The following is a 17,979-nucleotide window of genomic DNA, read 5'->3' on the forward strand; positions in this document are numbered from 1 at the left end:
CTTGCAGGGTTGCGCTGGTGTTGGACACACTTTTCGCACCCTGCTGCTTCGTACGTGACGCTTTCTATGACACGCTCGCCCTGTATCCAGACGTAGATGGTGTCGATCCGCGTGAACGCGAACGGCCAGTCACCGAACTGCGGGATGATGTATGCCTCCTCGATGGAGGGTGGACTCACGCCGGCGCTTGCCGCGACCAGCTCGCGCGCGGCTTCTCTCACGCGCTGGTCGACAACAGAGAGGCCGTCGTCATAGTGGACGTAGGTCTGCCGTCTTCGAGACGGTTGACGGCTTGTCTCACCGTCTCGTACGGTCTGTGGAGGTGCTGAGCGACACGCCGGATGGAGTCACCACTTTTGATGGCGAGGATGACCTGGGCTGCCGTGTCGTCGAGCACCTCGTACATCTGGTGGTTACCAATAATTCGGTAACAATTGAAAGCCTTACTAGATAGTTGGTTAGAGCGTATCTGGCTGAGTTCTACCACTCAGGTTTCTCCTCATGTACGGATGGACCATTCGTCTTTAGAGTTGGCAAGGATATGCTCACAAGTCTGTATATTGATGACGTCAAGGAACAGTTCGAAGCCAATTACGGAAGCGCATAGGTTCAGTTGTCGTACTGGATGCCCCATTCTTCAGCCATCTCGAAGACGTCATCGAGGTGTGCGAGGCCGTACACCATCGCGAACTCGCGAAGATCGGCCTTTGTGATGTTCGTGCCATAGCGGTCCTCGAACTCGGTTTGGGCCTTTCGGACAAGGTCGTCGACGTCCGGGTTGAGTTCGAGCGTGGTCCGGTCGCGTGCCGTCGACGTTCCATCTCGCCACGTCGCGTAGGGGACTGGCGGCGACTCGGAGTGATACTCCGGTTGCATGAGTGCTCTCGCGAGCTGCTCGTTCGAGTGCCTGCGGCCGGATTTAAGGTCGCTAATGTAGTCGACTCCGGTCTCGGATTCTTGTCCGACACCGGCTTCACGTAAGTCGTCGCGCCTCGTATTACTCGACGCCTGTCCAGTGGTCTCGTTGGTCGATTCGTCGTCCTCGACAGGCTGCGTGTCTTCCATGTCCATCTCTACTGATTCGTCGGCTTGAGTGTCGTCGCCTTCGTCATTTGTGTCCTCGAACGGGTTCTCCATATCGCCGCCTGACTCGAAGCTCATTGTGACACCTCAGCGGCGTCGGGACCGCCAGTTGTCAGCTGAGAGAGGTCGACTTCTCCCCAGATGTCGTTCCCGTGGAATAGATCTTCTCGCGGCCACCCGCCGTTAGGGAGGTCTTGGCCCGCGCGATGGTAGATGTACGATGCGAGGGTGCGGAACTTCGGCATGATGTCCGCGTTGTAGTCACGGATGCGGCCGTCCTTCAGCTGAGAAAACACCGTCTCGTAGTTCTCCTCGGCCTTCTCGAACGCACCGAGGTTTTTGAAGTAGACTGGAGCCGGATACTGCTCGTGAATCTTAGTGAGGTACTCTTTGTGAATCTTCTTTCCGGCGTCGACTTTCGATGGAACGACACCGCTTAGTGTGATGTTGATATCCATCTCTTCGGCGAAGTTGCGGGCGCTGTCTTCGACGCCGGCGATGCTCTCGATGCCGCCGCGCGTGGGTTCGGCAGGGATGAGGATGTTGCGGGTGGCGTAGAGGGCGAGATAGTAGCCTTCGTCGGCTTTCGCGTTCGGATCGACGAGCATGACGTCGTACTCGTCCTGAATGTCGTTGTCTTGGAGGACTTGGAAAAAGCGTTTGTATCGGGGATACTCCCACTCGGGGGGTTTGGACGCTTCGAGGTAGTCGGCGTGTTGGTCGAGGCGTTGGTCGACGCGGTTGAAGCGTTTGTGTGAGGGAATGACGTCGATGCCGTCGTCGGCCGTGCGAATGAGATCGCGGAACGGCCCTTTGCCCTGGTCAATGAGGTGGAGCGTTAGGTCGTCGGCGTCGGGGTTGTGTTTGTCTTCGTCGACGCCAAGATAGTTCGAGACGCTCCCATTTTGCGCGTCGAAATCCGCGATGAGGACGTTGAGACCGAGTTCGGCGTAGGCGGCGGCGAGATCTCTGGTGATCGTGGATTTGGATTGGCCACCACTCTGGTTATAGACGGTTATTGGTAGCATGTGCGCACCATCATCCGCATCGATAATAAGAGTTGCTCAGACACACACCACATTACTCACTGTAGCAACTACAGACCACACCTTATGACCATACTGTACGTTCATAATGACCGTTCACAATGGACGTTCATAACGGACTGCCACAACTGATGTATGTGGGTGAGTAAAGCAAAATTCGCCGGATGTCGGCACGCTAGGTAGAACAAGGTCGGGCCGTCGACCATTCTTCTCCCTCGATACGGAGAGAATCATTCAGCTACATCAGCTACCGACGCTCTGCATATAATCTCGTACCGTGATCGACGGGGCTCAGATGATCTCCCAGCCAAGAGTCCCCAGCCCCGTAATCAGTCGTGAAGATGTCAAGCAAGCCCATCCGCTATCTCTCTTGGACGGTTGATCCCCTGAGTTCGCCGAAGAAGACTACACTCTCGCGGCGTTGTGGGGCGGCAGAAAGTGAGATTTCGCCAATGTGGTCAATACAACCGTGGCGTGATTTCGCCAGAAATAGATGACACGATTGGGAAGGACAACCGACTCAGCCCCAGTATTTCCCGATTTAGCTTCGACAATGAATCCACCTTCCGGTTCCGCAGTAGTTGAGACTGGCTCTCTCAATGCATACGCGTTTAGCCTACACGATCTCGAACGTCGTTTTCACCACAGGGGACTTCACCGACGTATTCGTCTTTCTACCGCACCGATTCTGATTCAGATCGGTGATGGTACTGCTGTACTCAGGGTTCAACTTGATTCCAGAGTTTCGAGGGGCTCGTCGTGGGAAACATATTAGTGCTCACTTGTATAAGCTAGTACTGATATGGCAGAGGATGCGATCACGGATGGGACCACGGGAGGGGCCGAGACCTGCTGTACACCGCCCGGAGACGTCGACTCGGACGCGATGGCGACAGACCTCCAAGTACTGACCGCGATGGGGAACGACACACGATACGAGCTGCTTCGCCGAATCTCGAACGCCGATGACGGCGTCTGCGTCTGCGATCTCGAAGCCGCCGTCGGCGTCAGTCAGAGCGCCGTCAGCCAAGCGCTCTCCCGCTTGTACACCGCAGGACTTGTCACGCGCCGCAAAGAAGGGTCCTGGCGGTACTACGAACCGACTGAAACGACCGCGGCCCTTCTCGAAACCCTCGACGAGCTGCGAGGTGCCCATGAGTAACGATACTACGGCGGCCGGTGACCGCGACCCCGAGGAGACCCGCGAGATGGTGCGCAAACGCTACGGGACTATCGCTTCGGACAGTCAGGACTGCTGTGGCGATGTCGGCATCGATACCACCGACGACGATGGGTGCTGTGACGGCGACGCGGACGTGACCGGGAGCGAACGCCTTGGCTACGACGCCGACGATGTCGCGTCGGTCGCTGAGGGCGCAGACCTTGGTCTCGGGTGTGGAAATCCGAAGGCATTCGCCGAGATGACGCCCGGCGAGACAGTGCTCGACCTTGGCTCAGGAGCAGGCTTCGACTGCTTCCTCGCTGCAGAGGAGGTCGGCCCGGACGGCGACGTCATCGGCGTCGATATGACACCGGAGATGGTCTCGAAAGCGAGGGAGAACGTTGCGAAGAACGACGCCGACAACGTCGAGTTTCGCCTCGGCGAGATCAGCCATCTCCCCGTTGCAGACGCGACCGTCGACGTCGTCATCTCGAACTGCGTCGTTAACCTCGCTCCGGAAAAACAACGGGTGTTCGACGACGCCTACCGCGTTCTCGAGCCCGGTGGCCGTGTCGCCATCTCGGACGTCGTCCAAACTGCGCCGTTCCCCGAGGACGTCAAAATGGACCCGGACTCGCTAACTGGCTGCGTCGCCGGTGCATCAACCGTCGACGCGCTTGAATCGATGCTCGACAGTGCCGGCTTCGAAGCGATCGAGATAGCCCCTAAAGACGAGAGCACCGAGTTCATCAGCGATTGGGACGCTGATCGCGATCTCAGTGACTATCTCGTTTCTGCCACTATCGAGGCCCGGAAACCAGCGCGCCACACCTGACTGATCAGCAGGTGTGGGCAGTTCTGTCCACTCAATAGCCTCTATAGAGAGCGTACGATGTCGTTGCACCTGCGCTACGGTTCGTCTTGGTGGACTTCGTCAAATAGGGCCTCGACGCGTTGCTCCACGTCGTCACGAATCTCGCGGACAGTATCAAGATCTTGTCCGTGAGGATCGTCTAGCGCCCAGTCCCGAACATCCACATCTTCTGCGTCCAGTTCCAGCGTCGAACAACCCATCGTAGCGACAATGTCGCACGATTCGAGCTCGTCAGTCGAGACTTCCCGCGGTGTTCGGTCGGAGAGATCGAGGTCCCGCTCTCGCATGACCGTGACGACTTCTTCGTGAACGTGCTCAGCCGGGTGTGTCCCACCCGTGAGAATTTCGATGCTGTCCCCTAGCTCTCGCTGGTCACGCTCTTGTTCGGCGAACGCTGCCGACATTTGACTACGACCGGCATTCTGGACACACACGAATCCCAACTTCGTCGTCGATTCCGTACCCATGAGGAATACCATCTCTTAGGCCGTCTTAAGGGTTCATATGAGGAATATCTCGCCCTATATAGGACCAAATAGCTGCCGTGTCAGAGCTGGAGCCACTCTCAAACACTGACCACTGAAGCGAAAGCGGGTTCCAACGGAGCGGTGAGAACTAGCTCATCGATCGCTCTCGTCGACTGGTCATAGCTCCCGCGATCCATCGAGGGCGATGAGGACAGCATTGGCGCGCGCTGTCGCACGATATTTTCGCCACTTCCCCTCTTTACGGCGTGTAACGAGTCCAGCATCGGTGAGCTGGGACAGGGCGTGGCTGATCGCGCTGTCGCTAACATCGAGTAACGGCGCAAATTCACAGACGCAGAGTTCCTCGCCAGCGACGTGGAGGATACGAACGATCTTGTACCGGGTCTCGTTCGCGAGCGCCGATAGCAGCCCGACATCTTGGTCCAGCGCTGGCCCACCCGCGGCCGCATCAATCTCTTCGAGTTCCGCCAGACGCTGGGAGACCTCCTCGTCACCACAGCCACCCCGTTCGTCGGCGAGATACCGCTGTAGCCGCTCAGTCGATGACATACACATCGATTGAGCAGATAGTGGATTAAGCATTGTGGAGAGACCTGCGAGCCACGCGCATTCGATTGACATCCGATCATTTTAGGATTCTATAAGATGGTCCCAGAAATACATTGGCAGTAATCTTCTATTTTGACGTGTTGTGATGCCCTAAACGCCGCATATGTTCTGAATCGCACGTGGGCTACGTCCGCGCTGAGCCGAAGAGCTTATGACCATGATTGAATAATTGCTCAACTGAATGCGAGGCAACCCCGTCCACTCCGTGATCCATGATAGCTGCATTGTCGACCAGACAATTGAGCGAACGATCTATTCTCACCAATGACTGAACTCACCCTGTACGAGGAGGCGATGTGTTGCTCCACCGGTGTCTGCGGTCCTGACCCCGACGAAGAGCTCGTTGAAGTCAGCGCCGCCCTCGATCAACTCGAAGCGGAGTTCGAGGACGTCGACGTCTCGCGGGCGAACATGCAGCACAACATCGATCAGTTCCTCGAAACGCAGCGCATCTACGATCTGGTCGAGGAACACGGCCCCTCGATCCTGCCGATCACCGTCGTCGACGACGAAATCGTCGCCAAGTCCGAGTACCTCTCGTACGACGAACTCGCGGCAGCACTCGAAACCACCACCCAGGCACAGGAGGCCTAACGCATGAGCACAACGCCCACCGACGCGCGAGCGGTCGTCGAACCGACGAGTGATGAGACCGAGTTCGTCTTCTTCAGCGGCAAAGGCGGCGTCGGCAAGAGCACCGTGAGCTGTGCGACGGCAACCTGGCTCGCCGACAACGACTACGAGACACTGCTGGTGACGACCGATCCTGCACCGAATCTCTCGGACATATTCGGCCAAGAGATCGGCCACGAGGTCACCGCAATCGACGACATCGAGAACCTCTCGGCCATCGAGATCGACCCGGACACCGCCGCCGAGGAGTACCGCCAAGAGACGATCGAACCGATGCGCGAACTGCTCGGGGAGGATGAGATCGAGACGGTCGAAGAACAGTTGAACAGTCCCTGCGTCGAGGAGATCGCCGCTTTCGATAACTTCGTCGACTTCATGGATAGCCCGGAGTACGACGTCGTCGTCTTCGACACCGCTCCCACGGGACACACCATCCGTCTAATGGAGCTACCCTCCGACTGGAATGCCGAACTGGAGAAGGGCGGCTCGACCTGCATCGGGCCGGCAGCCTCGATGGAGGAGCGCAAACAGGACTACGAGCGTGCCATCGACACGCTTCAGGACGACGAACGAACCTCATTCGCGTTCGTCGGCAAGCCCGAGGACTCTTCGATCGACGAGATCGAACGCAGCGCGAGCGATCTCGGCGACCTCGGGATCGAGTCCCAGCTGCTAATCATCAACGGCTACCTCCCCGAATCGGTGTGTGAGGATCCGTTCTTCGAGGGGAAGCGTGACGACGAGCAGGCCGTTATCGAGCGCGCACGGACGGAGTTCGGCGCCGACGCGATGGCGACGTACCCACTCCAGCCGGGCGAGATCGCAGGGCTCGACCTACTCGCAGATGTCGGTGGCGTTCTGTACGACGGCGACGAGGCGACTGTCGATGTCGGGACGGCGACCGACGTAGACGCTGAGGCCGCGGTCGACTTCGAGTCGATGGCAGACGCCGAGGCAGTCGCCGACCAGCTGCAACCGGGTGACGAGACACGGTACCTCTTCTTCACCGGGAAGGGCGGCGTTGGCAAGAGTACGATCGCTTCGACGGCGGCGACGAAGCTCGCCGAAGCTGGCCACGAAACGCTCGTCGTCACAACCGACCCGGCCGCCCATCTTGAGGACATCTTCGGCGAGCCGGTCGGCCACGACCCGACCTCGGTCAGCCAGGCGAACCTCGATGCGGCGCGGATCGACCAGGAGAAAGCGCTCGAAGAGTACCGCACGCAGGTCCTCGACCACGTCACCGAAATGTACGAGGACAAAGAGGATACCCAGATCGACGTGGACGCGGCGATCGCAAACGTCGAAGAGGAACTGGAGTCTCCGTGCGCCGAAGAAATGGCCGCCCTCGAGAAATTCGTGAGCTACTTCGACGAGGACGGCTATGACGTCGTCGTCTTCGACACCGCCCCCACGGGGCACACGCTCCGACTGCTCGAACTTCCCTCCGACTGGAAGGGTTTCATGGACCTCGGTTCGCTGACGAAGGGCGCTGCCCCCGCGAAAGGCGACCAGTACGACGAGGTCATCGAGACGATGAAGGACCCCGACCAGAGCACCTTCGCGTTCGTGATGTACCCCGAGTACACCCCGATGATGGAGGCCTACCGGGCCGCTGCAGACCTCGAAGACCAAGTCGGGATCGAGACCTCACTGGTGGTATCGAACTACCTGCTCCCCGAGGAGTACGGCGACAATGCCTTCTTCGAGAACCGCCGCGCTCAGCAGGCCGAGTACCTCGGCGAGATCAGCGATCGGTTCGACGTGCCGATGATGCTCGCCCCGCTGCGCCAGGACGAGCCAGTCGGACTGGACGAACTGCGCGCGTTCGGTGAGGAGATCACCGGGCTGGACGATGTCACCGGGGAGACGGAACCGGAGGTGACGGCGTCGTGAGCGAGGCGGTGTCGGAAGAACCAGCCGTCGAAGCGTCGCTGCAGGCGTTCACCGAGACGCTCTGCGACTCAGAGACCTACCATCAGTTCGTGGACGCAAGCGAGCAACTCGAAGCCGACGATGAAGCGCAGTCACTGCTCGAAACGTACCAGCAAAAACAGCAGCAACTGCAAGGCAACGAGTTCGACTCGTCGGTCATGAGCGATCTTCAGGAACTCCAAACTGAGCTCTCGAACAACGAGACGATCCAACAGCATCGGGCAGCGCAGGAGGAACTCGTCGCCCTGCTCAAGCAGACGAACGATGTAGTCAGCGAGCAGATCAGACGGGAGTTCGCGCAGTCACTCGGAGGTGGGTGCTGTTGAGCTCGTCCGACGAAGACGTGCTGGCTGCCGCCGAGGCGCTCGGGGAGGACCTTGATGTGGCGCAGTCGGAGGCGACAGCGGCCGAGTTCGAGTCGCTGTTGATCGAATGCAATGAAACAATTAGTGACGAGATCGGTCTCGAGTACGGTGCCGTCTGCGACGCCGGAAGTGACTGCTGCTAACAGCAACTTTGGCAACCACTCCCGTTTTTCTCAGATCAGTTAGACGGATTCTTGACGGCGCCACGCTCAACAGGTCGTAGTGGCTCCGACCGCTGCATCTCGACGTGCTGTCTTCCGACAAATCGCACAACGATCATACGTTGAGTGGCCAGCATATAATTCGACACCGATCTACGACCGAAACTCTCTTACAGGATTACAGGAGGATATTCACGTCGTCTCGGAAGTGTGGTTCGCCCATGCTGAGCACGCGTCAGTCAACCAGTTCGTTTGTTCGCTTCCACTGGCATACTTTTGCTTCGATCCCCACGACGATTATACAGGATCGACACAGTACGAGATGGCCACGCTCTTTCGAGTGTTCATCCTGAAAGAACTCTACGGATGGGATCACGAGACTGCGCTCGTTGAGTACCTTAATCGCCACCCTGATATCTGCAAACAACTGGGCCTTGGAACAACCCCAGATCAGTCCACGTTGTGGCGTAGTTGGAACAACCGATTTACTGCAAACCTTCGTGAAACCGTCGAAACAGCTGCTCGAACAATCCTCATCAAAGCACGAAACTCGGATGTCGACGTTCCGCGCCCACCGGACCGAAAGCGTCCTCGTCGGAGTGACGATACCGAAGAATCTGATCTAGACGACCTGGCCGTGTTGGAACAGGCGAAGAAGGTTACAGACCACGTCAGTCACATTGTCTACCCCGTATTTTCACTTGACCGGGGAGAGAGCTATGAGATCCACGAAAACGCGTTCTGGTCATTACAAACATATCTGGGGCTGCGTGAGAACTTGGCTGCTAACGAGGGGGCTCGTAGCTTCATTCACGAGACGACGCGTGAGCGAACACCACTTGGACATGCCCATCGCGACCACATCCGCGACCTCTCGATACCAACGATTCGGGAGATGTACCGACAGGCAGTCTGTCAACTGATCGATGAGGTTGCAGAGACGGAGAAATTCTTCCGAGCAGGGATTGTTGCCATCGATATCACAGAAGACGCTCCGTTCACGGGCGACCGCACAGGCCACGAGGATGAGATTATCGGGACGAAAGAGAAGACTGACGAGTACGCCTATCAGTGGGCGACAGTCCAGTTGGTCGGCAACGCTGTCCCACTCGTCCTTGATGCACGACCAGTTCGACGTGGTGAGTCACGGAAGGAGATCGTCAAGGATCTGCTCGACTCTGCCGAGGACTTGGTTCATGTCGATAACGTGCTGATGGATCGTGAGTTCGATAGTCAGCACGTCTTGGAGATGATTAGCCAGCGCGGGCTCTCGTACGTCGTTCCGAAGCGGATGCAGACCAGTGAGAAAGCCCAAGCGAAGCGGTTGCTCCGGTATGATCAAGACCGGTACAAGACGGACCGAAAACTCCATCTTGGAAAAAATGAGTGGCACGAAACGACGCTGATCTACCGCCGGAAAGAGAACTCTGAGCATGACGACCATCGACAGTATTCGGTATTCATATCCAACCAGGGCGGTAGCTTTCTCACTGAGTACGGATATCGCTGGGAGATCGAGAGCGGCTACAGGTCGATCAAGCGGTTTATGGCCTCAACTACGTCGAAGAATTTCGTACTTCGGTTCTTCTATTTCGCGTTCGCGTGTCTGCTGTACTCGATTTGGCGAGCAGTCGATCTACTCGTGCAGGTGGAGTTGACCGGGGAGTACGAGCATTCGCCCATTGTGACAGCCGACAATACGCTGACGCTGCTAAAGAAGGAAACTGGAATCGGGTAGAGAAACACCCAGTCTGGGTTAGCACGCCGTTTGAGTGGCTACACTATCCCAGGCTCCGGAAATACTCTGAATTTGTTTTCATCTCAACAAGAATGACGTTTGGGGAGGAAGCTGAAGCAGGTTCTGCTCGTCGATTCGTCTGAAACCACGCATCACAGCACCGCTAAACCCGCTGTAGTCTCAACTTTCCCAGTCGCGATTTTGGTATAGCGTTATATGATTTATACCTTTGGCCAAATCCGAATTTCGGGGGATAGAACCCTTTTATCATAGGAAAAATGGTTATGAGACTTCTGTCACCGGTGGTCCTGATTACACGAATAATCACGACCACTTTGAAGTACCCCGCCGCCGTCGGTGAAGCACGAATGCTGCAACCGGCTCAGAACGGCGCTTCCCCCAGGGTAGAGCCGCCAAGAACGGGGTTCGAGATTTCTCTGACTCTTTTCAGCCGAGTCCGCGGAGATAGCGAGGGCAGTCCTCGTGATAGACCAGATGCCTGTGACCTATTTTATGACACAGCACGAACGGGTTTGTATGACTGGAGGTGAATCGATTCCCGAGGGCCCGATGGAATGCCAACCCACGGGTGAAGACCGGGTTCGGATGGTCGCCCGGCAGGTTTCAGAGCCGCGGACAGCAAACTGGATCGCCTCCGAAGCGGACTGGTCACACGGGCCGACTAAGCGCGCCCTCGAACGGCTCGTCGACGACGGCATCCTTCACCGTGACGACACCGGGGCCCACACGACATACTTCCCCGATTATCGTCGTCAAGCGCTCACGGAGGCCATACGCCTTCGGGATAGCGACCACACCGTCGAAGACCTCACCGAACGGCTCACCGAGATGAACGCTCAGATCCGAGGATGGAAGAACGAGTTCGATGTCGAGTCACCGAACCAACTTCGCGGGACGATCGCTGACCAGGTACTGGATGTCACCGAAGAGGACCGTCGCCGAGAGATTGCGCGTGAGTGGAAACAGCTTCAACGGCGAATCGAAATTGTGGGGTTTGCCATCCGGGAGTGGGATTTTCTAGCCCCAGCGACCGAGCATAGTGAGGGCTAGAGTTGACGCATCTCGTTCTCCGCACGTCCGTGGTTGGCAGATGTATATTTAGGCTGATTCCGACTCACGTATAATGTTTTTATAGTAGTGGTCCGTGATACGGCATATGAACCACGAGACGGATAGTACGAATTCGTCTGGGGCAGCTATTTCGATTTCAATACCCCCTTCAGACCCGGCTTTATTCAAACACAAGGCGACGAGCGACGTTCTTCTTTTTTTAACAAATCACCGATTCAGTGACTTCTCACTGCGAGAACTCGCGACACAAATCGGTCACTCACACCAATCCGTCCGGCGGGCAGTGAAAGTTCTCAGCGCGAACGACTTGGTCGTCGAATCGCCCGAAAGCAACCAGCGACTCGTCCAGATCAACAGACAGCGCTTGTCGATTCCAGACGATCCGATCCTCCGGATTCCCCAACCTGAGTATCAGCAACCGGTCAAAGCGGCAGTTACGAAGCTCCGTGAGAACATCAACGACGTCGTCGGCATCATCCTCTATGGAAGTGTGGCTCGGGGCGAGGCTGACCGACGGAGCGATATCGACCTCTGGGTGCTAACCCGGTCTGGGCGGGCCGAAAGCCAACGAGAAGCGAACACCATTGCCCGTGACCTCGAAGACACGGAGTTCGATGGTGACCGATACGCCTACGATATCGATGTCGAGGCCGTCCAGGCGATCCCGGCGTACACCGAAGACATCCGAGAAATCGTCGTTTCAGGGATTCCGGTCTACAAGACGAATGACTTCGAAACCGTCGAGAACCTCCTCTTGGAGGAAGGAGCCTCTGATGAGTAACGGCTCGGACCCGACCGCTGTGCTCACAGCACTCGACCGTGTACAGGATGCCTTCGAGATGGTCGGACGCGGGCGAACAGCGTTCGAGGACGGGATTAGTGCCGACGAAGACTGGAAGACACAGTTGACGAAAGCGTGCCGCCTCCTCGAGGTCGTGGACACTCTCCAGTCACAGGATGGGTATTACACGGCCGTCATCGAAGTCTGTTTCGGCGCGATTGAACGGTCGATCGAGGCGTACGCGCTCGCGATGACGAACGATACGCTTCAGGACTTTCAGGACCACCAGTTCAGCTACGAGCGTGCCCACCAAATTGGGCTGTTTGAGCGGGAGACTGCAGAGGCGATGAAGGACCTCTACAGCGAGAACCGGACAGAGAGTTATTACGGCGGGGGGCGTCCAACCGAAGAGCAGGCGGAAGCAATGACTGACCTCGCCGGCGCTGTCCATCAGTTCGCAGTGAGCCAGATTCGGGAAGGCGGCGTCTGTCTGTGTGACTGACTACGTTCAACAGTTCAGGAGAGCACTATGGACCGGAATACACCGACGGAACGGACGCCATTGACCTCACTCTCCGAGTCGTTCGAGCGCCACCTCCAGGACAAGGGGAAAGGCCGTGGAGGCGACGGCGGGAATTATCGACGCAACGCCGCCCGCGAACTCGAGCGGTTCGCCGAGTGGGCCGCCGGCGACCGCGGGGGCGACGACTGGACCGGGATCGTCCCCGACGACGTCGACCGCGACCCCACTTTCGAGGACCTCGACGAACGCGTGTTCCGGGAGTACGCCCGGCATCTCGCCGGCGATCGAGGACTCAAACAGAACACGGTACAAACCTACTATCGCTATATCTCTGCGTGGTGTGGCTGGTGCGTCAACGAGGGATATCTTGAGGCCCACTACGCGCAGCGAGCGAGTGCGATGGCGCCGCTGCCGGAGGACGACGGCCGCAAGCCCGGCGACCAGCAGGCCTGGACGTCCGAACAGCGGCACGCCCTCACCCGCCACGTCGACGAACGGGCTCGCGACGCCGTCGAAGCGTACACGACACTCCTAGAGGATACTGACCCCCTCGACAAGCAGCGAGGGCGCTACACGGCGCTGAAGGCGGCTCGTGACCGGGCTTTGGTGTTCGTCCTCGCGTACACCGCCGTACGCGTCGGTGAACTTCTCCGGGACCCGAACGATCCGCGTCGACGTGGCGTCCGCTGGGAGGACCTCTCGCTTGACGAGGGGAGTATGGACGTCTACCGGAAGAAACAACAGTGGGACGCCGCCAGTCTCCCCGATCCGGTGATCTCGCCGCTGCGGAGCTATCGTCGGCTTATGGACCCACCAACTGAGCGCTGGCCGGTGTTCCCGACGTTCGACCAACGGACGCTTGCAGGGCTCGTCCGGGAAGAGCTATCCGAACGAGGGGAACATCCGGAGGCAATCGCCGAACGCCGTGAGGAGTACGCTCGCGACCTCCTCCTGGCGCTTGAGGAGGATATTCGGCCGCCGTCGATCACGACGGATGGCGCACGGTCGATTCTCCAACGACTCTCAGAGGCTGCAGAGATCGACATCGACCATCCGAAACACGATTATCTTGCTCCGCACGGTGGTCGGCGTGGGATGGGTGAAGTTCTCGTTCGAGCATTCGGATATACTGTCGCCGCCCGGTATCTCGATAATTCGGAGGAAATGGTCCGTGAGCGGTACTCGCATATCGAGGCCGGCGAACTGGGGGATGTCGCCACCGAGGCGCTCAACGAGATCGACAGTATACCCCGGTAACTCGTATTTCGAGTACGAAGGATACACCGCCGCGTTCACACCGCGTCGACGGTGAACACCGAGTCGTCGCTGAGAACGACTTGCACGCGGCGGTGCCAGGCGTCAGCGAAGGCCTCCCGTTGCTGGTCGCTTGCCGATCCGTCGAGAATCCCCTGGAGGTTCCCGATCGCGGGTCACCGCCAGGAACGTCGCTGACGTGGTAGGCCACTTCGACGGTCTCGTCCGTGTCGGTTCGCCGGAATCGGAACGTCAGCTCCGCCGTGTCCGGGTCGAATGCGTCGAAGACGAGGAGGTCGCGGCGGCCGCCGTAGCCGCCGGCGAGCCCGTTGAATCCGTCATCGTCGGTCGCGCAGTCACGTACGAGATGATGCGGCTCATCACGCCGTACGCAGCATCGTCCTGCGGGCCGGCCGCCTGCACCTCGGTTTCGCTCCGAACTGGAAAGTCGTCGGGATACAGGGCGTCGAGCCCGAACCGGACGATCCGATAGGCGTTCGAGGCAGTCGGACAGGAGTGTCCCGCCTCTTCCACTACATTTCTATAGGTGGTGACGAACGGGTCGTCCGGTTCGAGGACGCGCTCGAACGCCTCCGCGGCATCGACGGCGTGCGCGAGATCCACCTCACCACCGGCGAGTGGGACATCATCCTCCGCGTCGTCGCGGCCGACACGGACCGGCTCCGGGAGCTGATGTTCGAGCGGATCGCGGAGACCGAGGGGTTCTCGCGCTCGCAGACGATGGTGATTCTCGGCACCGACTACGAGCAGCCCGGGCCGCCGCTGTAGCGGAGCGCGTGGCGCCGCCGCCCGCGCTACGGGACCGGAACGCTCAACTCGGGACCTCCCCGAACGGTGACCATGAGCACAGGTGTGGCGGACGGGTTCGACCCGTCGCCGGAGCGCGCGTGGGCGGCGGTCGTCGGCGGCGTCACGGCGTTGTTGGCGGTCGGATCGGTCGTCTTCCCGCGCGTCGTCTACGACCAGTTCCTCTGGCGCTACTTCTGGGGGCCGGTGGTCGCGGACGGCGAGGGCGCGCAGTGCGCGGTCCGCGACGCCGGCGGGACGGAGCTGCTTGGCAGCACCGCGGCGTGTCAGGCGGCTCGGGGCGCCGGGGAGGTCGTTGCCGCCCCGGGGTACACCACCTTCTCGACGGTGAGCTACGTGGTGATCCTGCTGGCGATGCTGATCGGCGTCGTCTTCCTCCTCCGCCGGCTCGACATCGCCACGGAGCTCCGCTTCTTCTACGCGCTGTTCCCGTTCATGCTGTTCGGCGGGGCGATGCGGACGGTCGAGGACGCGGGCGTCGCCGCGACCGCGGCCGGCGTCGAACCGCTGATCGCGTTCCCGGCGAGTGCGGTGCTGATCAGCCCGTTCATCTACTTCACGGTGTTCCTGTTCACGCTCGCGTGCGTGCTCGCCGCGTTCGGGCTCGAACGCCGTGGCGTCGTCGACGACTACGCGCGGCCGCTGTTCGCGTCGGGCGCCGCGGGGCTCGCGCTCGCGGTCGGGTATCTGTCCTATCTCGCGGCCACGACCGGTTACGTCACCTTCTATCCGCAGGTGCTCGTTCCCACGCTCGTCATCGCGACGGCCGCGACCGCGGGCACGTGGGCGCTGGCGACCCGGCAGATTCCGACGATCCGACAGGGGACCGGCGCGGCGGGGATCGTGATCATCTGGGGGCACGCGATCGACGGCGTCGCGAACGTGATCGGGCTCAACTGGATGCCCGCCCTGACCGGCACCGCGAACCTCGTGCCGAAACACGTCGTCAACGCGCTGATCGTCGACTGGACCGGGCGGCTGCTGCCGGCGTCAATCGTCTCCGTCACCGGCGACGCGTGGCCGTTTCTGTTGGTGAAGCTCGCGGCCGCGACGTTCGTCGTCTGGGTGTTCAACGGGGAAATGTACGAGGAGTCGCCGCGGTACACGCTGCTGCTGTTGATCACGGTGCTCGCGGTCGGGCTCGGCCCGGGCACGCGGGACATGCTGCGCGCGACGTTCGGCGTATAAGTACCGGACTCTCGTTCCGTCGTTCGTTTATTTGGCTACTACCGGTGACGTCGTCTGAGTCGCTCTCACTTCCCGTAATTGCCTGGTAGAGGAGGTAGGCACCGCCGACGAGGGCAGCTAAAAAAAGGAGCTGCATGATGATACCGGCGATAAACATCCAAGTTGGTATGGTCCCGTCTCCCCACATATGGCCGCCCATGTGCCACCCATCATCGGGCCAACTCCCATCATCCCGAAGCCCATGAAGAACATCGGGAAGAGGACGAACGCACCGATGATAATGAGAACAATCGTAATGAGTCGTGTATCGTCTGTTTTGTCAGACATATTTTCCCTCCGTGAAATGCGTCTCCAGTTCTCAATACGAGTTCCCTATTCAATGCGATTGTGTCTTACCTTCTTGTGGGCTACCTCGGGAATACTTTCGACATCCCATCTTTGCAACAGTTCTGCGTTCGAATCCAATCTCATTCTGGGAGCCTTCGCGCTGTCACGCTGACTCATCGGGCTGGATCGTGCTAAGAGAAGGGTTCAGTAATGGGTCAAACCCCGTGCCGTGGTGCTTTTTTGTCATCATATTTTGGCGGGTAGCAGTTTGATGTAGCCGGTTTCGAATCGTATCCACAAACTCAGTGAATTACCCGCTCGTAGTATCTCATATGAGCACTCCACCCGAGCAAACCGGCGTTCGTCAGATCCCGGAATCCAGTCAGGAATCACCGCGTCTCGATCCGCTTCCATTTGCTGCGGCAGCAGCTACTGTCGCAGCTGTGATTATGCTTTTACTCGGCCTCTTCGGGGCGATCGGAATCTACGAAGGTGGGGTCGAGATGATGGAGCAGTGGCATTTGTTCTTCACGCCGACACCTGCTGGGACTATCGCTGGAATCCTTGAAGCAGTGGTCATTACAGGTGTATTCACCTACCTGTTTGCTGAGTTGTACAACCGCTTTACCGGTTCACTCTCATGAAACTCGCTGTGTTCGGGGCGACTGGTGGGACAGGACGACGTTTGATAACGCAGGCCCTGGCCGCCGATTATGACGTTCGGGCCCTCACCCGATCCCAGGCTAAACTCCCGCCAGGTGAGCAGATCACAGCTATCGAGGGAAATGTCTTGGATCCAGGGGCAGTCTCTGAAACAGTCGAGAATACAGACGCCGTGGTTTGTCTCCTTGGACGAACGCCGAACAACCCACCGGATGTCGTGTCGCGGGGAACTCGAAACATCATCGAGGCGATGGATGACCGGCCAGTCAGCCGATTACTCGTGTTAACGTCGATGGGTCTCGGTTCGAGCTCTGAAACCGTTCCGTGGTATGTCCGAATTGCAAACGCAACCGCTCTCCACGATCTGATGGCAGACAAGGCCCGGCAAGAAGAACTGGTCATGCAAAGCGACCTCGACTGGACGATCGTACGGCCCGGTGGATTGACGGACACACCGCGAACCGGAGAATACGTCCACGGTGTCGATATTGATGCCAGTGCTCGGCCGATTTCACGGGCTGATGTCGCCGATTTTCTGCTTCAAATCGTTCAAGAGGACCTATACGTTCGAGAGACGCCGATAGTCACCAGCCAAGAGAACGCCGATCTCGGATTTTTCCTGGATCAGATTGCGACGATCGCGAAGCGACTCAAAACTAACTGAGACAACAGCTGTACGAGTCCCGCGACTGATTGCGCAAAAGCGAGTTGCTTCCCGAGCGAATTACCCAAACAGGACATCACGATACTGCCACCCCAGGACAATAACGACCAGAAGTGCCACTACACCCCCGATTAGGAAGCTAAAGCCACTTCCATCATATCCGTAGGGAACCGGCAGGTCGGTGGTCTGATCCAACACCAGCAACACTACAGCGAGGCCGGCGACACCGAGACCAATCACCCGACCGAGTGGGGAATCACTCCGTTTACCGGGCATAGCTGTACATAGCCGGCGTCTCCTTGAAGAGTGTACTGCAAGACCGGCTGCTCCGTCTATCGCGCTGAAGGGTGTGTGGACTGTTCTTTGCCACCCGCTTAGAATGGGAATCGATCACGCACAGATTGAATCGCGAGGCGGGTCAGGAGTCGCGCAGGGCCACGCTTTGGGAGGTCCCGTACAGTCTCGATGCTGGTCGGCGGTTCACTACTACCAATGTCTAACTCCCAGCCTGTCTCGTCCATGAAGCGTTCGACAGCCTGATTTACTCGCTGTCGCACGTCGTCCG

General features: G+C 58.8%; 19 protein-coding genes and 3 pseudogenes. 15 read left to right on the forward strand and 7 right to left on the reverse strand.

Translation table 11 applies throughout. The features are described from left to right. Window positions 1–77: 77 nt before the first annotated feature. The 3 genes and pseudogenes from FGL94_RS18900 to FGL94_RS17825 all read right to left on the reverse strand — a co-directional run. Window positions 78–406, reverse strand: a pseudogene (locus FGL94_RS18900) (helix-turn-helix domain-containing protein); the annotation flags it as partial. Between the two features lie 203 nt (window positions 407–609). Continuing rightward, the gene (locus FGL94_RS17820; protein WP_125919943.1) at window positions 610–1,161 is read right to left on the reverse strand and encodes a hypothetical protein; all 552 of its coding nucleotides are present in this window, start codon (window positions 1,159–1,161) and stop codon (window positions 610–612) included. Then, window positions 1,158–2,111, reverse strand: a complete 954-nt coding sequence (locus FGL94_RS17825; protein ID WP_058365046.1) for a ParA family protein — start codon at window positions 2,109–2,111, stop codon at window positions 1,158–1,160. Before FGL94_RS17825 ends, FGL94_RS17820 begins: the two co-directional genes overlap by 4 nt. Window positions 2,112–2,931: 820 nt before the next feature. Between FGL94_RS17825 and FGL94_RS17830 the strand changes: the two genes are divergently transcribed. Then, complete coding sequence (locus FGL94_RS17830; protein ID WP_144928102.1) at window positions 2,932–3,291, forward strand: ArsR/SmtB family transcription factor; 360 nt, start codon at window positions 2,932–2,934, stop codon at window positions 3,289–3,291. Continuing rightward, window positions 3,284–4,126 carry an arsenite methyltransferase gene (locus tag FGL94_RS17835; protein WP_144928105.1) on the forward strand — a complete coding sequence of 281 codons (843 nt, stop codon included), beginning with the start codon at window positions 3,284–3,286 and terminating at the stop codon, window positions 4,124–4,126. The genes FGL94_RS17830 and FGL94_RS17835 overlap by 8 nt, the downstream gene beginning before the upstream one ends. Before the next feature lie 74 nt (window positions 4,127–4,200). On the opposite strand, the gene FGL94_RS17840 is transcribed toward FGL94_RS17835, so the two are convergent. After that, window positions 4,201–4,632, reverse strand: coding sequence for a low molecular weight phosphatase family protein (locus tag FGL94_RS17840; protein WP_144928108.1), 432 nt, complete (start codon window positions 4,630–4,632; stop codon window positions 4,201–4,203). Between the two features lie 177 nt (window positions 4,633–4,809). Continuing rightward, on the reverse strand, window positions 4,810–5,202 hold the full coding sequence (locus FGL94_RS17845; RefSeq protein WP_144928111.1) for an ArsR/SmtB family transcription factor: 393 nt from the start codon (window positions 5,200–5,202) through the stop codon (window positions 4,810–4,812). Between the two features lie 324 nt (window positions 5,203–5,526). On the opposite strand from FGL94_RS17845, the gene arsD reads away from it, so the two are divergent. From arsD to FGL94_RS17890, 8 genes are all read left to right on the forward strand, one after another. Then, window positions 5,527–5,856: an arsenite efflux transporter metallochaperone ArsD gene (gene arsD / locus FGL94_RS17850; protein ID WP_144928114.1), complete on the forward strand. Its 330-nt coding sequence runs from the start codon at window positions 5,527–5,529 to the stop codon at window positions 5,854–5,856. A gap of 3 nt (window positions 5,857–5,859) precedes the next feature. Continuing rightward, complete coding sequence (gene arsA, locus FGL94_RS17855) at window positions 5,860–7,791, forward strand: arsenical pump-driving ATPase (protein WP_144928117.1); 1,932 nt, start codon at window positions 5,860–5,862, stop codon at window positions 7,789–7,791. After that, on the forward strand, window positions 7,788–8,156 hold the full coding sequence (gene hcsL, locus FGL94_RS17860; RefSeq protein ID WP_144928121.1) for a halo-CC-star protein HcsL: 369 nt from the start codon (window positions 7,788–7,790) through the stop codon (window positions 8,154–8,156). Before arsA ends, hcsL begins: the two co-directional genes overlap by 4 nt. Next, window positions 8,147–8,338, forward strand: coding sequence for a halo-CC-star protein HcsS (gene hcsS / locus FGL94_RS17865; RefSeq protein WP_144928123.1), 192 nt, complete (start codon window positions 8,147–8,149; stop codon window positions 8,336–8,338). Before hcsL ends, hcsS begins: the two co-directional genes overlap by 10 nt. Window positions 8,339–8,417: 79 nt before the next feature. Further along, on the forward strand, window positions 8,418–10,094 hold the full coding sequence (locus tag FGL94_RS17870) for a transposase (RefSeq protein ID WP_144928126.1): 1,677 nt from the start codon (window positions 8,418–8,420) through the stop codon (window positions 10,092–10,094). A gap of 537 nt (window positions 10,095–10,631) precedes the next feature. After that, entirely contained in the window at window positions 10,632–11,165 is a 534-nt protein-coding gene (locus FGL94_RS17880; RefSeq protein ID WP_144928132.1) for a DUF7342 family protein, read from the forward strand. A gap of 106 nt (window positions 11,166–11,271) precedes the next feature. After that, window positions 11,272–11,967, forward strand: coding sequence for a nucleotidyltransferase domain-containing protein (locus FGL94_RS17885; RefSeq protein WP_186313452.1), 696 nt, complete (start codon window positions 11,272–11,274; stop codon window positions 11,965–11,967). Then, the gene (locus FGL94_RS17890; RefSeq protein ID WP_186313453.1) at window positions 11,960–12,469 is read left to right on the forward strand and encodes a DNA-binding protein; all 510 of its coding nucleotides are present in this window, start codon (window positions 11,960–11,962) and stop codon (window positions 12,467–12,469) included. Before FGL94_RS17885 ends, FGL94_RS17890 begins: the two co-directional genes overlap by 8 nt. 66 nt (window positions 12,470–12,535) lie before the next feature. Here FGL94_RS17890 and FGL94_RS18730 read toward each other — a convergent pair whose 3' ends face one another. After that, window positions 12,536–12,763: a hypothetical protein gene (locus FGL94_RS18730; RefSeq protein ID WP_241659239.1), complete on the reverse strand. Its 228-nt coding sequence runs from the start codon at window positions 12,761–12,763 to the stop codon at window positions 12,536–12,538. On the opposite strand from FGL94_RS18730, the gene FGL94_RS17895 reads away from it, so the two are divergent. Then, window positions 12,740–13,747 (forward strand): site-specific integrase, encoded by a 1,008-nt coding sequence (locus FGL94_RS17895; RefSeq protein WP_241659240.1) that lies wholly within the window; start codon window positions 12,740–12,742, stop codon window positions 13,745–13,747. The genes FGL94_RS18730 and FGL94_RS17895 overlap by 24 nt on opposite strands. A gap of 35 nt (window positions 13,748–13,782) precedes the next feature. Here FGL94_RS17895 and FGL94_RS18960 read toward each other — a convergent pair. Then, window positions 13,783–14,323 (reverse strand): annotated as a pseudogene (locus FGL94_RS18960) (hypothetical protein); the annotation flags it as partial. On the opposite strand from FGL94_RS18960, the pseudogene FGL94_RS17905 reads away from it, so the two are divergent. From FGL94_RS17905 to FGL94_RS17925, 4 genes and pseudogenes are all read left to right on the forward strand, one after another. After that, a pseudogene (locus tag FGL94_RS17905) lies at window positions 14,312–14,533 on the forward strand (Lrp/AsnC ligand binding domain-containing protein); the annotation flags it as partial. The pseudogenes FGL94_RS18960 and FGL94_RS17905 sit on opposite strands and share 12 nt — an antisense overlap. 72 nt (window positions 14,534–14,605) lie before the next feature. Beyond that, window positions 14,606–15,760, forward strand: coding sequence for a DUF63 family protein (locus FGL94_RS17910; protein ID WP_049983668.1), 1,155 nt, complete (start codon window positions 14,606–14,608; stop codon window positions 15,758–15,760). Window positions 15,761–16,419: 659 nt separating this feature from the next. Continuing rightward, complete coding sequence (locus tag FGL94_RS18740; protein ID WP_241659241.1) at window positions 16,420–16,731, forward strand: hypothetical protein; 312 nt, start codon at window positions 16,420–16,422, stop codon at window positions 16,729–16,731. Continuing rightward, window positions 16,728–17,414 carry an NAD(P)-dependent oxidoreductase gene (locus tag FGL94_RS17925; protein ID WP_142980494.1) on the forward strand — a complete coding sequence of 229 codons (687 nt, stop codon included), beginning with the start codon at window positions 16,728–16,730 and terminating at the stop codon, window positions 17,412–17,414. Before FGL94_RS18740 ends, FGL94_RS17925 begins: the two co-directional genes overlap by 4 nt. Window positions 17,415–17,979 lie beyond the last annotated feature (565 nt).

The organism is Halorubrum salsamenti (assembly GCF_007671685.1).
Taxonomy (GTDB): Archaea; Halobacteriota; Halobacteria; order Halobacteriales; family Haloferacaceae; genus Halorubrum; species Halorubrum salsamenti.